The 13,303-nt window shown below is 74.3% G+C and carries 13 protein-coding genes; 7 read left to right on the forward strand and 6 right to left on the reverse strand.

The genetic code is table 11. The annotated features are described in order from the left end of the window. Positions 1-8: 8 nt before the first annotated feature. A complete protein-coding gene (locus SVTN_RS04165; RefSeq protein WP_041127843.1) occupies positions 9-617 on the reverse strand; it encodes a hypothetical protein in 609 nt (202 codons plus the stop codon). 114 nt (positions 618-731) lie between these two features. After that, the gene (locus tag SVTN_RS46345; RefSeq protein ID WP_052498947.1) at positions 732-3,296 is read right to left on the reverse strand and encodes an MFS transporter; all 2,565 of its coding nucleotides are present in this window, start codon (positions 3,294-3,296) and stop codon (positions 732-734) included. A gap of 214 nt (positions 3,297-3,510) precedes the next feature. Here SVTN_RS46345 and SVTN_RS04180 point away from each other — a divergent pair, with 214 nt between their 5' ends. From SVTN_RS04180 to SVTN_RS04205, 6 genes are all read left to right on the forward strand, one after another. Continuing rightward, a complete protein-coding gene (locus SVTN_RS04180; RefSeq protein ID WP_041127844.1) occupies positions 3,511-4,962 on the forward strand; it encodes a hypothetical protein in 1,452 nt (483 codons plus the stop codon). Positions 4,963-5,043: 81 nt separating this feature from the next. Then, the gene (locus tag SVTN_RS04185; protein WP_041127845.1) at positions 5,044-6,291 is read left to right on the forward strand and encodes an AAA family ATPase; all 1,248 of its coding nucleotides are present in this window, start codon (positions 5,044-5,046) and stop codon (positions 6,289-6,291) included. After that, the gene (locus SVTN_RS04190; protein ID WP_041127846.1) at positions 6,288-7,535 is read left to right on the forward strand and encodes a vWA domain-containing protein; all 1,248 of its coding nucleotides are present in this window, start codon (positions 6,288-6,290) and stop codon (positions 7,533-7,535) included. Before SVTN_RS04185 ends, SVTN_RS04190 begins: the two co-directional genes overlap by 4 nt. Before the next feature lie 157 nt (positions 7,536-7,692). Continuing rightward, positions 7,693-8,133 carry a DUF3995 domain-containing protein gene (locus SVTN_RS04195; RefSeq protein ID WP_052498948.1) on the forward strand — a complete coding sequence of 147 codons (441 nt, stop codon included), beginning with the start codon at positions 7,693-7,695 and terminating at the stop codon, positions 8,131-8,133. Then, positions 8,120-8,641, forward strand: a complete 522-nt coding sequence (locus SVTN_RS04200) for an RNA polymerase sigma factor (RefSeq protein WP_052498949.1) — start codon at positions 8,120-8,122, stop codon at positions 8,639-8,641. The genes SVTN_RS04195 and SVTN_RS04200 overlap by 14 nt, the downstream gene beginning before the upstream one ends. Next, complete coding sequence (locus tag SVTN_RS04205) at positions 8,638-9,147, forward strand: hypothetical protein (protein WP_245727437.1); 510 nt, start codon at positions 8,638-8,640, stop codon at positions 9,145-9,147. The genes SVTN_RS04200 and SVTN_RS04205 overlap by 4 nt, the downstream gene beginning before the upstream one ends. Here SVTN_RS04205 and SVTN_RS04210 read toward each other — a convergent pair. From SVTN_RS04210 to SVTN_RS04225, 4 genes are all read right to left on the reverse strand, one after another. Then, entirely contained in the window at positions 9,098-10,519 is a 1,422-nt protein-coding gene (locus SVTN_RS04210; RefSeq protein WP_041127847.1) for an amidase, read from the reverse strand. The two genes, SVTN_RS04205 and SVTN_RS04210, sit on opposite strands and share 50 nt — an antisense overlap. Before the next feature lie 101 nt (positions 10,520-10,620). After that, entirely contained in the window at positions 10,621-11,490 is an 870-nt protein-coding gene (locus tag SVTN_RS04215) for a YhjD/YihY/BrkB family envelope integrity protein (protein WP_052498950.1), read from the reverse strand. A gap of 111 nt (positions 11,491-11,601) precedes the next feature. After that, on the reverse strand, positions 11,602-12,297 hold the full coding sequence (locus tag SVTN_RS04220) for a DUF6766 family protein (protein WP_041127848.1): 696 nt from the start codon (positions 12,295-12,297) through the stop codon (positions 11,602-11,604). 81 nt (positions 12,298-12,378) lie between these two features. Beyond that, on the reverse strand, positions 12,379-12,783 hold the full coding sequence (locus SVTN_RS04225) for a hypothetical protein (protein ID WP_041127849.1): 405 nt from the start codon (positions 12,781-12,783) through the stop codon (positions 12,379-12,381). A 144-nt stretch (positions 12,784-12,927) separates the two neighbouring features. Here SVTN_RS04225 and SVTN_RS04230 point away from each other — a divergent pair, with 144 nt between their 5' ends. Beyond that, the gene (locus SVTN_RS04230) at positions 12,928-13,281 is read left to right on the forward strand and encodes a PRC-barrel domain-containing protein (protein WP_041127850.1); all 354 of its coding nucleotides are present in this window, start codon (positions 12,928-12,930) and stop codon (positions 13,279-13,281) included. The last annotated feature ends 22 nt before the right edge of the window (positions 13,282-13,303 follow it).

Here is a 13,303-nt window from a genome sequence, read left to right on the forward strand (position 1 = left end):
GGATGCCGTCAGACGCTCCAGATCTCCTTCATCGTGGCCACTTCGCCCTTGGCGTTCAGCGTGACCTCGTAGACGTTGCCGTAGCAGCCGTAGGGGGCCTCCACCTTGGGGTAGTCCTCGGTCGGAGCCCCGATCTCCTGGGCATGGCAGCGGTCGATGTGCAGCGCCAGCTGCTCGTGGTCGACCTGCTTCGACTGGCCGGGGCCGAGGGCCAGGTACGCCTTGACGTTCCGGGGAAGGACGTAGTGCTTGGTCGGGTCCGTCGGCTCGGCGCCGTAGATCCAGTCGTTCGGCGTGCAGTGCGGCTTGGCCTCGGCGCCCTCGAAGCCGCCGGAGTCCCGCATGAGCTGGACCTTCAGCTTCAGGAGCCCGGCGGGCAGGGTCGGCGGAGTGCCGCAGTCGCCGCCCTTTCCGTCACCGTCGACGTCATCGGCCGGGGCTCCGTCTCCGGCCTCGGCGGGGTCCGACGTCTTGGACGCCGCGCCCGACGGCGAGGCGGTGGCACCGGAACCTCCGGTGGTGCCCTGGGCGTCGGGGTCCTCCGGACCGCAGGCGGCGATGCCGCTCAGCGCGGCGAGAAGCGCGATCGCGCTGAGGACACGGCGAGTTGAAGTCATTCTTCCATTCCCCCGAATGAGAGAGCTCGATGTCGTGATCATGATTGATCGACGGGGCTTTCTACACCACGGAGTTGTCGAAGGGCCAATCGGCGCGACGCCGGGCACGCCCCGTCAGCCCTGCACAGGAGCCCTCGTCGTGGTCAGCAGGCCCACCAGGAGGCTCGCGAGGAGCAGGAGACCGGACGTGCACCAGAGGGCGACGGAGTAGGCGCTCAGGACGGCCGCGTTCGCCTGCGCGACGCCCTCGGACGCCGCTGCCGGGAGGTAGTGCGCGTCGATGAGGACGCCGCGGCGGACCGCGTCCGTCAGGGCCTGCGGAAAGCCCTCGACCTCCGACAGGCGGCTGGAGGCCCCCGAGGCGACGATGCTGCCGAACAGCGGGACGGCGAACCGGCCGCCGAGACTCTGGGCCGCCAGGACCGTGCCCGCCGTGCCGCCGGAGCCCTGCGGGCCGGACGCGCCGGTCGCGGTGTCGAGCAGCGGCCCGAGGGCCAGACCGAGGCCCAGGCCGAGGAGGAGGATGCCGGGCAGGACGAGGGTGGCGTACGAGCTGCCGGCCTCCAGCCGGGCCAGGAGTCCCACGCCGGCGGCCGCGAGGACCAGGCCCGGGACGACGAGCAGGCGGGGCGCGAACCTGGCCCGGAGGCGGCCGGAGCCCTGGGCGGCCACGAGGACGGCGACGGCCAGGGGCAGCAGGGCGAGTCCGGTCCGGGACGGCGTGTAGCTCAGGCCGGCCTGCAGATACAGGGACAGGACCAGGAACACGATGGGCGTGCTCGTGCCGACGAGGGCAAGGGCGAGGAGGGAGCCGGCGCGGTCACTGTTCCTGAAGAGACCCGGCGGGACGAGCGGGCTGCTCGTGCGGGTCTGCCACCAGGCGAAGGTCACCAGGAGGGCCGCGCCGAGCAGCAGGAGGAGGAGGGTCGTGCGTGTGGTCCATCCGTTGCCGTAGACGGCCTCCGCCCGGTGGAAGCCGTAGAGGAGCGCGGCGAGCCCGCCGGTGCCGAGCAGCAGGCCCGGTACGTCGAGGCGGGCCTGGGTACGGACGGACCGGTCGTCCGCCAGCCGGACCGCGGGGATCATTGTGGCGAGGACGAGCGGGACCGCGGCGTAGAAGCACCAGCGCCAGCTCAGGGTCTCGACCAGCCAGCCGCCCGTGAACGCGCCGATGGCCAGGCCGCCGCCCGCGAAGACGGCATAGACCCCGAAGACCGTGCCGCGCTCCTTCCGGTCGGTGAAGCCGCCGGCCACCAGGGCGAGCGCGGCCGAGGAGAGCAGCGCGGCGAACGCGCCCTGGAGGGCGTACGCCGCGAGGAACACGGGGGTGGCGGGGGCCGCTCCACCGAGCACGGAGGCGACGGCGAAGCCGGCGAGGCCGATGATCGCCGCCCGTTTGCGGCCCAGGAGATCGGTGAGGTGCCCGCCGAGCAGGAGCAGGACGCCGAAGGCGATCCCGTACGCGAAGGGCAGCAGCGGGAGGTCGTCGACGGAGAGGGCCAGGTCGGCCTGGATCACCGGCAGCGCCGCGTTCGTGCTCGTCGAAGCGACGAGGACCAGGAACTGCGCCAGCACGGCGACGGCGAGTCCGTCCCACCGCCGGGGCGATGGACCCGCCTGGCCGGCCGGGGCGGTGGGCGGGCCCCACGCTCCGGGTGAGGCGTCCACGACGGGCCCGAACCCGGGCGGCGGGTTTCCGCCCGCCGGCGTGGTCGGGGTGTAGGCGGGCTGCGGCGGGGCCTGCGCGGGGATCCGCGGGTCCGGAATCGCCGCCCGCGTCTCGGGGGCGAAGTCCAGCAACTGGGCGGCATGACGTCCGAGTTGGGCGAGTACGGAGCCGGGCAGCCATTCCTCGGCCCGGTCCGTCGCCGTGCGCGCCGCCACCTCGGCGGGTGTCGGCCGCCGCGTCGGGTCCTTGTGCAGGCACTCCCGTACGAGATCGAGCAGCGAGTCCGGCACGCCGGTGAGGTCCGGCTCGTCCTCCGCGATCCGGAAGAGGTGCGCGCTGAGCCCGGTGTCGGTGGCGCCGAAGAGGAGCCGCCCGGTGGCGGCGTACACGAGGACGGCGCCCAGGCAGAACACGTCGCTGGCCGGGGTGAGTTCGAGCCCGCGCACCTGCTCGGGCGACATGAAGCCGGGCGAGCCGATCAGCATGCCCGTCCGGGTGTGCAGGCTGTCTCCGCCGAGGCCGTCCATGGCCCGCGCGATGCCGAAGTCGATCACGCGCGGCCCGTCCACGGTCACAAGGACGTTGGACGGCTTCAGGTCGCGGTGGATCAGCCCCGCCGCGTGCACGGACTGCAGCGCCACGGCGAGCCGGTTGGCGAGGACGCGCACCGAGTGCTCGGGCAGCGGGCCGAAGTCCTTCGCCACCACGGCGGTCAGGTCGGGTCCGGGGATGTACTGGGTCGCCACCCACGGCACCGACGCCTCGGTGTCGGCGTCGAGCACGGCCGCGGTCCACTCCCCGCCCACCCGCCGGGCGGCCTCCACCTCGCGCGCGAAGCGACGGCGGAACTCGGGCTCCCTGGCGTACTCGGCCTGCACCACCTTCACGGCGACCGTCCGCCCGGCTTCGGACCGGCCGAGGTACACCAGTCCCATCCCGCCGGCGCCCAGCCGGGCGATGAGGCGGTACGGGCCGATGCGCGTCGGGTCTTCGGTGATCAACTGGTCCACAGCAGAAACATAGTTGAGGCACGCGTCGCCTCGCGCGGGATCACCCGAACCATGGGCCACATCACTGCGACATCACGCAGGTCCGGCATCCACTGCGCCTGGGACCGCCGGCGGAAAAGCCCGTGCCGTCACCCGCGGGAGGTCGTACGATGATCGCGATGACGACTCACCTCCTTCACAGATCGGGGGTCCCGTCCGCGCAAGGTGAGTGCTGATGGCCACTCCCCCCGCGTACGAGGATTCCCACCTCTCCCGCTGGCTGCGCGTGCGCGAGTTCGCCGTGCCGCCCTCCATGATCGAGACCGCGACCACCCGCCGTCAGGCCGGGGACTGGGCGGGGGCCTGCGCCGCCGCACACGTCGACGTCGATCTCGACCTCCGCGCACTGGCACGGAGCCACGGCACGGAACTCGCGGCCCGCGTGCGGGCCGATCTGCGCCTGCTCGCCCCGGACCTGCTGCGCTGGCACATGCCGAGGATCGCCCCGGACGGGCTGCTGCGCCCGGGCCTCACCGTCGCGCTCGCCCGGTACGACACCGGGGGACGCGACGGCACGGGCCCCGTGCACCTGGTGGCCCGGACCGCGCCCGCCTGGGTGGACGCCGGGCAGCGGATCAGCCTCGCGCTCTGGGACCGGTCGCCCTCCGGATCCGGCTCCGGCGTCGGCGCCGTGCATCCCTACTGCCCTCCCCATCCCCATCCTCATCCCCGGTTCCGGCTCGACCTGCACCGCCACCTCTGGGACGCGAGCCGGGCCGGTGAACTGCGCACGCGCTCCGGGGCCGACGGGCCACCGCCCGGCCTGTCCGCGCCGGATCCGGAGCTGCCGCAGGGCGGACTCCGCTGCGCCGTGGACCGGTGGGCGGACGAGGCGGCGATCCTGCTGCGCGCCGAGGGCCGGCCGGCGGGCCCCGTCGCCGTACGCCTGGGCAGGAGGCACCGGTTGCTCCTCGACGCCGACCCGTCCGGGGAACCGCCCCGCACGCCGTCGCGCGCCGCCCGGCGCGCCTCCGCCACGGTGCCCGTCCTGCCGGACGCGGCCACCTGGCTGCTGCCCGATCTGGAGCTGCTGCGGGCCGGTCTCGTCGAGGCCGGGCAGCTGCATCCGCTGGTCGCCGCCGCGCTCGTACCCGGTCACGTACCGACCGGTCCGCCGCGGCCGCCCGACCTGGCGGGCGCGCCGCACCTCGTGGAGTGCCGGGGCGCCCTGCACCGGATCGGCCTGGTCGACGGCGTGCTGACGCCGCTCGACCACGACCCGGCCGAACTCCGGCGCGAGGAGCTCCTCGTCGCCCTGACCGGCACCCCGCTCCCCTGCGTACGGGCCGTCGACGAGGCACACCGGCGTCCGGACTGTCTCACCGGTGTCCGCGAGCGGCTCGACCACGGCGACATCGCCGGTGCGCTCGCCGTCGTCGAGGGCCTGCTCGGCCCCGCCGCGCTGCTGCGCGACGGAGCCCTCCGGGACGCGCTCGAGGCGGCGGCGGAGCGGCGCGTCACGTACGGGCTCTACCGGGCCGGGCTCTTCGGGCCCGCGCCCGGCCGGAAGTTCGCGCCGCCCCCACCCGGACCCACCCGCGGGACGCGCCCCGACAGCCGCCGCACGCGCACGCGTGGCGCCCGCCCACGTCACGCCGCGCCCGCTTCCCTTTCCTCCTCCCGCTGACGGGCGCCTCCGTCCACTTCCCTTTCCTCCCCCGCTGACGGACGCCCCGTCTCCCCTCCTTCCTTCCTCAGGTGATCTCCCGTGCCCACACGTGTGTCCTCCACCGCGTCCCCGTCCACCGAACTCGACGTCGCCGGCGCCCTGTTGGCCCTCCTGCGCGACACCAGCACCGAACCCCGCCCCGACCCCCAGCTGGAGGCGCTGACCCTGGCGGTCGCCGCCGACCTGCCGGTGCTCCTGTGGGGCGAGCCGGGCATCGGCAAGACCGCGGCCCTGACGCAGCTCGCCGCCTCGCTCGACCTGCCGCTGACCACGGTCATCGCGAGCGTGCACGAGCCCACCGACTTCTCCGGGCTGCCGATCGTCGGGGACGATCCCTCGGAGCAGGGCGTGCCGATGGCCCCGCCGGAGTGGGCCGTGCGTCTGGTGCGGGCCGGCCGGGGCCTGCTGTTCCTGGACGAACTGTCCACCGCTCCCCCGGCCGTCCAGGCGGCCCTGCTCCGGCTCGTCCTGGAGCGGCGGGTCGGGACCCTGGTCCTCCCGCCCGACGTGCGGATCGTCGCCGCCGCCAATCCGCGGTCCTCGGCCGCCGACGGCTGGGAGCTGAGCCCGCCGCTCGCCAACCGTTTCGTCCATCTGCGGTGGACCCACGACGCCGAGGTCGTGGTGCGCGGCCTCGGGGGCGTCTGGCCGCGCGCCACGCTCCCCCGGCTCGCCCCGGAGAAGCTGGCGGAGGCCGTGGACGTCGCCCGGCGGGCGGTCTGCGGGCTGTTGACGGCCCGTCCGGCGCTCGTGCACCGGCTGCCCAGTGGCGAGGCGCTGCGGGGCGGTCCCTGGCCCTCGCCCCGGAGCTGGGAGATGGCGCTGCGCCTCATCGCCTTCGCGACCGCCGCCGGTGTCTCGCGGGACGTGCTGTCGCAGCTGGTCAGGGGGGTCGTCGGGGACGGTCCGGGGCTCGAACTCCTGGCCTGGCTCGACCGGATGGACCTGCCTGATCCCGAACTGCTCCTCGCCGACCCCGAGGGGGCCGAGCTGCCCGAGCGGGGGGACCGTCGCCAGGCGGCCCTCGAAGGGGTCGTGGAGGCGGTCGCCCGGCGCCCGGAAAGGGCCCGTTGGGACGCGGCGTGGGCGCTGCTCGCCCGTGCGCTGGAGTCGGGAGCGCCGGACCTGGTGGTCGTACCGGCGACGACGCTTGCCGGGCTGCGCCGGGAGGACTGGGACGTTCCGGCGTCGATCGAGCGGCTCGCCGGGGTCGTGTCCCTGTCGCGGCGCGCGGACCGGGCGGGCGACCGGGTGGCGGCGGCCGCGGGGGCGGGCGCGGGGCGATGAGGCCGGACGTGAAGGAACCGGGCCTGGACCTGGAGAAGCTGTACGCCGCCCGCCTGCACGCCGTACGCGTCCGGCCGTATCTGGCGACCGCGCTGTTCGCCCTGCACACCGTGGAGTCTCGGAAGGTGCCGACCATGGCGGTGGACCGGCACTGGCGCTGCTACGTCTCGCCGGCGTTCGTCGACCGGACCCCGGTGGAGGAGCTGGCCGGGGTGTGGGTGCACGAGGTGACGCATCTGCTCCGCGACCACCACGGGCGCAGCGACCGGGTGGCCCGGGAGCGCGGTCTCACGGGTTCGGGCGAGCGGCTGCGGATGAACATCGCGGCGGACTGCGAGATCAACGACGACGTGTTCGGCGACGGGCTGCCGAGGCCCGAAGGGGCCGTCCATCCGGAGATGCTGGGGCTTCCCGAGGGGGAGCTCATGGAGGACTACCTGCGGCAGTTCCAGCTCGGCCCGCGGACCCGGGACGCGGGCTGGCTGGACTGCGGCAGCGGCGCCGACGGCCTCGAACGGACCTGGGACCTGGGGGCGGACGGCGCCGAGGGGCTGAGCGCCCAGGAGCAGGACGCCGTGCGGTTCCGGGTGGCCCAGGCGATCACCGGGCGGCCGGGGAGCACTCCGGCGGGGTGGCGGCGGTGGGCCGAGGAGGCGTTCCATCCGCCGCAGGCCTGGCGGGAGTTGCTGGGGGCGGCCGTCAGGTCGGCGGCGTACGGTTCCGGTGCCGGGGACGACTACTCGTACGGGCGTCCGTCGCGGCGCTCGGCCTCCGTGCCCGGCGCGGTGCTGCCGAGTCTGCGGCGCAGTCCGCCCCGGGTCTCCGTCGTCATCGACACCTCGGGGTCGGTCAGCGACGCCGAACTGGGCAGTGCGCTCCTGGAGGTCACGGCGATCTCCCGGGCGCTCGGCGGGCGGCGCGACCTGGTCACCGTGCTGCCGTGCGACGCGGCGGCGCGGATCGTCCATCCGCTGTGCCGCGCCGAGGGCATCCCGCTCCTGGGCGGTGGCGGTACGGATCTGCGGACCGGGTTCGCCGCGGCCCTGCGGGCGCGCCCGCGCCCGGACGTGCTCGTGGTCCTGACCGACGGTCAGACGCCGTGGCCGGCCGGGCGGCCGGCGTGCCGGACGGTGGTGGGCCTGTTCCCGCGCGCACGGCGGTTCCGTTCCTGGAACGAGGACGACCCCGACCACGTGCCGGCCGGGCCGCCGGAGTGGGCCCGGGTGGTGGACATCGGTGGGTAGGCCTCCGGCCGTACGTGATGGCACGGGGCTCCGGCCGTACGTGATGGCGGGGGCTCCGGCTGTACGTGATGTGGATCACAGGGAACCCCTGCCCGGTTCGGGTCCTCCTTCAGGTGTCGGTGTCCCTCGGCGCCGGCCTCGACACGGAGGGGATCCCATGGCGGTCATCGACATCGAGCGGCCCCGTACGGTCGGCGGCGGGCGTGCCGTCGCCGTCCTGCTGGCCGTTCTCGCGCTTGTGCACGTCTACTGGGCGACCGGCCTGACCTGGCCCGCCGCTGACGAGCGGAGCCTCTCGCTCGCCGTCCTGGGCAGTGTCGTGTCCTTCGGTCCCGCGGTGGTGCTGCCGCTCGCGGTGGTCGAGGGGTGCGCGGCCGTCGCGGTGGCCGCCCACGCGCGCGGCGTCCTCGGCCGCCGGATCCCGCGCCTCGTCACGTACGCCGTGGCCGGCGGGATGCTGCTGCGCGGGGCGGCCGGTCTGGTGTGGATCGTGCTGGGCCGGGACGGTTCCGGGGCGGCCTTCCCCTGGCTGAACGCGCTGCTCTACACGCCGCTGAGCCTGGTCTTCGGCTGGACGGCCCTGCGTGCCGCCCGCTGAGGCCGCCGGTCCCGTCGACCGGGGCGTGGCGCTCGTGCGGGCCGCCCGGCGCGGCGACACCCTGGCCCTGCACGATCTGCTCGACCACCTCACCCCGTACATCGCCCGGATCTGCCGGCCCATCGCCCTCGACGACGGGCCGGACGCCACCCAGGAGGCCCTGGTCGCCGTCTTCACCTCCCTCCGGTCGCTGCGGGAGCCCGAGGCGCTGTACGGGTGGGTGCGGGCGATCTCCGTACGGGAGGCGGTACGGGTCGCCAGGCGGGCGGCGCGGGCGCGGCCGGCGGAGCTCCCCGAGGTGCCGGAGCGGGGCGATCCGCTGCTGGCCGCCGACATCGGCGACGTCCTGGCCCGGCTGTCGCCGGCGCACCGGGCGGTGCTCGTGCTGCGGGACGTCGAGGGGATGGACGAGGAGTCGGCGGCGGCGCTCCTCGGGGTGCCGGCCGGCACGGCGAAGTCCCGGTTGCACCGGGCACGGCAGAGCTTCCGAAGGGCGTGGTCCGCGTGAGCGACGAAGAGGCAGTGATCGACGACGTGCGACGCCTTCGGGTCATGGGCGCCGCCGTCCGGGGCGCACGGATCGTGGAGCGGGTGCTGCCCGTGCCGCTCGACGCGGTGTGGGCCGTCATGGGCGATCTGGAGGGCGGTTTCGGGGAGTTCCAGCCCGACATGCGGTCGGTGCGGGTGCTGCGCCGGGACGGCGAGCGGGTGGAGGCCCTCGCCCGCAGCCGCTACGGGTTCCGGGCCCGCCTCCACGGGGTCCTGCGGCCGGGCTGGTGCTGGCTGCAGAGCCGGTTCCTGGTCATCGGGATGGCGGCGGTGGCCGAGGGCGGCTCGACCCGGGTGGCGCTCACCGGCGGCGTCCGCGTCCCGGGGCGGGCCGCGCTGGTCCCGTTCGGGGCGCGCCGTGAGCTGGAGCGGGCCATGGCGCGCCTGGCCGAACGGGTCGACGGTCAGCAGGAGGCTAGGCGTCGTCCTGGATCCGTCGGAACGGCCGGTCCGCCTCCAGGGTGAACGCGACGTCGAGCAGGGTCCGTTCGCTGCCGGGGCGGCCGGAGAACATGACGCCGATGGGCAGCCCGTCGTCCGTCGCCCGGGTGCTGGGCAGCGAGATCGACGGGGTGCCGACGACGTTGTCGACCGGGGTGAACGTGACGTAGGCGAGGATCCGCTCGACGAGCGTCGCGTAGGGGACGGTCGGTGCGAGCCGGCCGATCGGCGGCGCGGGGTGGGCGAGGACCGGGCTGAGGAGCAGGTCGAGGCCCCGGAACGCCGCCGCGTACGCCACCTTGGTCTGCTTCAGGCGCCGCAGTACGCCCGGGGTGCGCCGCCAGTTCTCCAGGTACGTCGCGCGCAGCCCGCGGCTGAGGCCGTCCATGCGGTGCCGGTCGAACTCCGGGCCGAGGGTCCGGCCGGTGGCGCCGAGGAGGAACGACAGCATCCCCCAGTAGGTGAGGAAGTCCTCGGTGAAGCGCGGGTCGATGGCCACCTCGACCGGCTCGACGGTGTGGCCGAGCCGTTCGAGCCTCGTCGCCGTCTCCGTGACGGCCTCCCGGGTGGCGGGGTCGGAGGCGACGCCGTTCGGCGAGTCGAGGAGGAGTCCGATGCGGAGGCGTCGTCCGGAGGGGCCTTCGACCAGGCCCACGGGCGGCAGCTTCGGGTTGCGCCAGTGCGTCTCGGCGGCGGCGAGGAACGCGGCGGTGTCCCGTACGGAACGGCTCACGACGCCGTCGACGACGAGGTCCAGGGGCAGTCGGCGGCTCTGGTCGTTCGGCACGACCCGGCCGCGGGTCGGCTTGAGGCCGACGAGTCCGCAGCAGGCGGCGGGTATGCGTATGGAGCCGCCGCCGTCGTTGGCGTGGGCGATCGGGACCGCGCCGGCGGCGACGAGCGCCGCGCTGCCGCCCGAGGAACCGCCCGCCGAGTGGCCGGTGTTCCACGGGTTGCGGACGGGCTCCGCGGCCTCGTACTCCGTGGACGGGCTGAAGCCGAACTCGGGCAGCCGGGTCTTGCCGAGCACCGTGACGCCGCTGCTCAGGAACTGCCGGGCGAACGGCGCGTGCCGTCGGGCCGGTCCCGGGGTGAAGGCCGCGCTGCCGTGGCCGGTGGGCAGTCCCCGGTAGTCGGTGTTGTCCTTGACGAAGGTCGGGACGCCCGCGAAGGCGCCGCCCGTCGTCCCGGTGCCGTGCGCCGGGGCGTCCGCGTGCACCTGGACGGCGTGGAGCCGTTCCTCGACGGCCCGCACCCGCTCGGCCGCGTCCCTGGCGGCCTCGGCGGCGCCGACCTCGCCGCGGCGGATCGCCTCGGCGAGCCCGACGGCGTCGTGCTCTCCCAGGGTGTCGTCCCGGAAGGCGTGCACCCTGGTCCTTGCGTCGAAAGTCGTCACCGTTGCCTCAGCCCCCGGCCGTGTGGATGGTCACCCCCATCATTGCCTACCGGTAAGTAACAGGCGAGGGGGCGGCGGGGGTCGGCGCCCATGGAGGGTCTTCACCTACGGGGCGTCTTCACCCGGCGGCGGTGACCCCAACGGGCGTTTCCCCGCCGTTTCCGTACGCGCGTCACACGGGGCAGTTCCCCGTCGGCCAGGCGCCCGACGAGCGCGCCGCCGAACACGACGACGCCCACGGCGACGAGCCAGGTCTGGATGACGAGGAACGCGCCGAACGGGCCGTACGTGACGGCGCTGGACGCGATCAGCGGGGAGAAGACGAGCCGGGAGAAGATCCTCAGCCCGAGCAGTCCGAGCGTGGTGCACACCGCTCCGGGCAGCAGGGCGAGCCACGCGATGCGGCCGCCGAGCAGCAGTCGCTGCGACCACCAGAAGAACAGGGTGCCGCTCAGCAGGGGGACCACCCCGTCGACCGGGGCCCCGTGCCAGAACGGGGCCACCGCGAACAGGTAGAGGACCCCGATGAGCACGGCGAGCCACAGCACCTGCCGCCACCGGGCCCGCCAGTGGGCCGGAGCGAGGTCCCAGACCTTCTCGTAACCGCTCTGCACCACCGTGCCGAACGTGAGGCCGAAGACGGCGAGCAGGGCGAGGCCGAGCGCCGTCGTGGTCCGCCGCACCTGGCCCGGCAGCGCGAACAGCCGCTCGATCTCGGCCCTGGCGGGCGCGGAGACCCCGATGCCGTCACCGAGCCACTGTGCGAAGCCCTTCCCGCCGCCCGCACCCGCCGCCGACACGACGATCAGGAGCGGCACCAGGGTGAGGAAGGCGAGCGCCGCGAACCCCAGCGAACGCTGCCAGAGATCGAGGTCCCTGACCGGCGCCCACCGGTGCCCGGCCCGGAAGCGGCGGATCGCGCTGCGCATCCGCCCGGCCCGGGGCCATCGCCCGGCGGGACGGAAAGCCATCCTTCCACGGTAGAACCGCGCCGCCCCGCCAACCAGCCGGTCGCCCCGCCCGGGTGTCCGGCCCCCACCGCTCGGCCGGTCCGCCGCCGCTCGGGTGTCCGGCCCCGCCTGTCAGCCCTCGATGCCGGTGGCCTCGTGCGCGGCGCCGACGGGCTTGGACTCGGGCGAGCCGCGCTGGCGCAGGTAGACGGAGAGGATGGCCATGGCCGCCACGGCGAGGAGTTCCGACTGCCAGTTCTGCAGGGACCGGTTCCAGAAGTCGGCGGAGGCGAGGTAGGAGTGCCAGCTGACGGGGGCCTGGAGCTGCCGCAGCCGCAGTTCGTTGGAGGCGGCGGTGCCGGAGATCGACTGCGCCAGCCAGGACAGCAGGAAGAAGACGGCCATGACGAGGCCGAGTGACCGGGAGTAGAGGGCCTGCCGCCAGTCCTTCGTACCGGCCCAGCGGGGCGAGTCGGGCCGGGTGTGGTCACCCATGTGCTGTTCGCGCTCGCTCTCCGTGCCCGCCTTGTGCAGCTCCTTGGACTCCGGGGAGCCGCGCTGGAGCAGATAGACCGTGCCGAAGATGTAGAGGAAGAACTGCAGGAACTCCGACTGCCAGTTCTCGGTGACGTCGACGGCGAAGTCCGAGGACGCCAGGTACGCGCCGAGGCCGATCTGCTGGAGGCCCTCGACGGCGAGCTGTTCGTTGAACTCCGCGCGCCCGGCGACCGCCTGGGCGCCCAGGACGACCAGGAACGCCAGACCGAAACCGAGGGTGAGGCTGTTCGAGCGCCAGAATCCGCCCTTCGGGGCCCGGTCGGCCGTCACCGGTGCAGCGCTCCGATCGCGCTGAAGTAGGCGAGTCCGCCCACGATGGTCACCACGCACACGACGAACAGCGTCCTCATGTCACGCCCCCTTCAGTGCGCAGTGGTACGGCATGTCGCCCTCTTCGGGCGTGCATCCGGCGGCGGTGACCCGCCAGCCCTCGTCGAACTCCGAGAGGAACAGGACGTCGCCGTCGAGGCGCAGCAGCGCCTGCCGGCCGTAGACGTCCACGCTCCGCACGGCGCCGCCGCGCGGCAGCCCCTGGGACGGGAGTGCCTTCGCGCACGGCTTCTTCTCCCCCTCTTCGAGCTGCTCGCGGCTCTCGGGGGCGAGCAGTCCGCACGCGACGGCGAAGTTTCCGGCGGCGAGGGACTCCTCGAAGAACCTGCCCGCACCGGTCGCACCGTCCAGGCGGGCCTGTGGTGCGCCGCAGGCGGACAGGACGACCACGGCCGTCGTCACTCCGAGGAACAGGGGCACTCTCACGCTCCCAGCCTGCCCGTGCGGGCCGCGGCGGCAAGGGCCGGGCGGCCGAATGGCCGGACGCCTCACCTGTTCGGGTCACCGTGGATGACGACGTGCGGGCGCCGGGGGCGCACGAGACCATGGAGGCGGAGGAGAGGTGCCGCCATGAGTGAGTTCGACATCTGGAACTACCGCCCGAGCACCGGGTACCGGCAGGGGGTCGATCTCGTCGGCTACAAGGTCGAGGCCACGGACGGCACCATCGGGAAGGTCGACCGGCACACCGAGGACGTCGACTCGTCCCATCTGGTCGTCGACGTCGGCGCCTGGATCTTCGGCCGGCGCGTGCTCCTTCCGGCCGGGACCATCGAGCTGATCGACACCGCCGAGGAGAAGGTGTACGTCGACCGCACGAAGGACCAGATCAAGGACGCCCCGGACTTCGACGAGGCGAAGTACTCCGAGGAGCCCGCCTACCTGGAGCAGTTCGCCCGGTACTACGGTCAGCCGCACATGTGAGGTGTCGACGGGGGCGGGCAGG

Origin of the sequence: Streptomyces vietnamensis, assembly GCF_000830005.1 — a bacterium.
In the GTDB taxonomy this organism is placed as follows: Bacteria; Actinomycetota; Actinomycetes; order Streptomycetales; family Streptomycetaceae; genus Streptomyces; species Streptomyces vietnamensis.

Coding starts and splice junctions, on each gene's coding strand:
- SVTN_RS04230 (WP_041127850.1), top strand. CDS start 12,928: ATGAGTGAGTTCGACATCTGGAACTACCGCCCGAGCACCGGGTACCGG.
- SVTN_RS04165 (WP_041127843.1), bottom strand. CDS start 617: ATGACTTCAACTCGCCGTGTCCTCAGCGCGATCGCGCTTCTCGCCGCG.
- SVTN_RS04195 (WP_052498948.1), top strand. CDS start 7,693: ATGGCGGTCATCGACATCGAGCGGCCCCGTACGGTCGGCGGCGGGCGT.
- SVTN_RS04215 (WP_052498950.1), bottom strand. CDS start 11,490: ATGGCTTTCCGTCCCGCCGGGCGATGGCCCCGGGCCGGGCGGATGCGC.
- SVTN_RS04190 (WP_041127846.1), top strand. CDS start 6,288: ATGAGGCCGGACGTGAAGGAACCGGGCCTGGACCTGGAGAAGCTGTAC.
- SVTN_RS04180 (WP_041127844.1), top strand. CDS start 3,511: ATGGCCACTCCCCCCGCGTACGAGGATTCCCACCTCTCCCGCTGGCTG.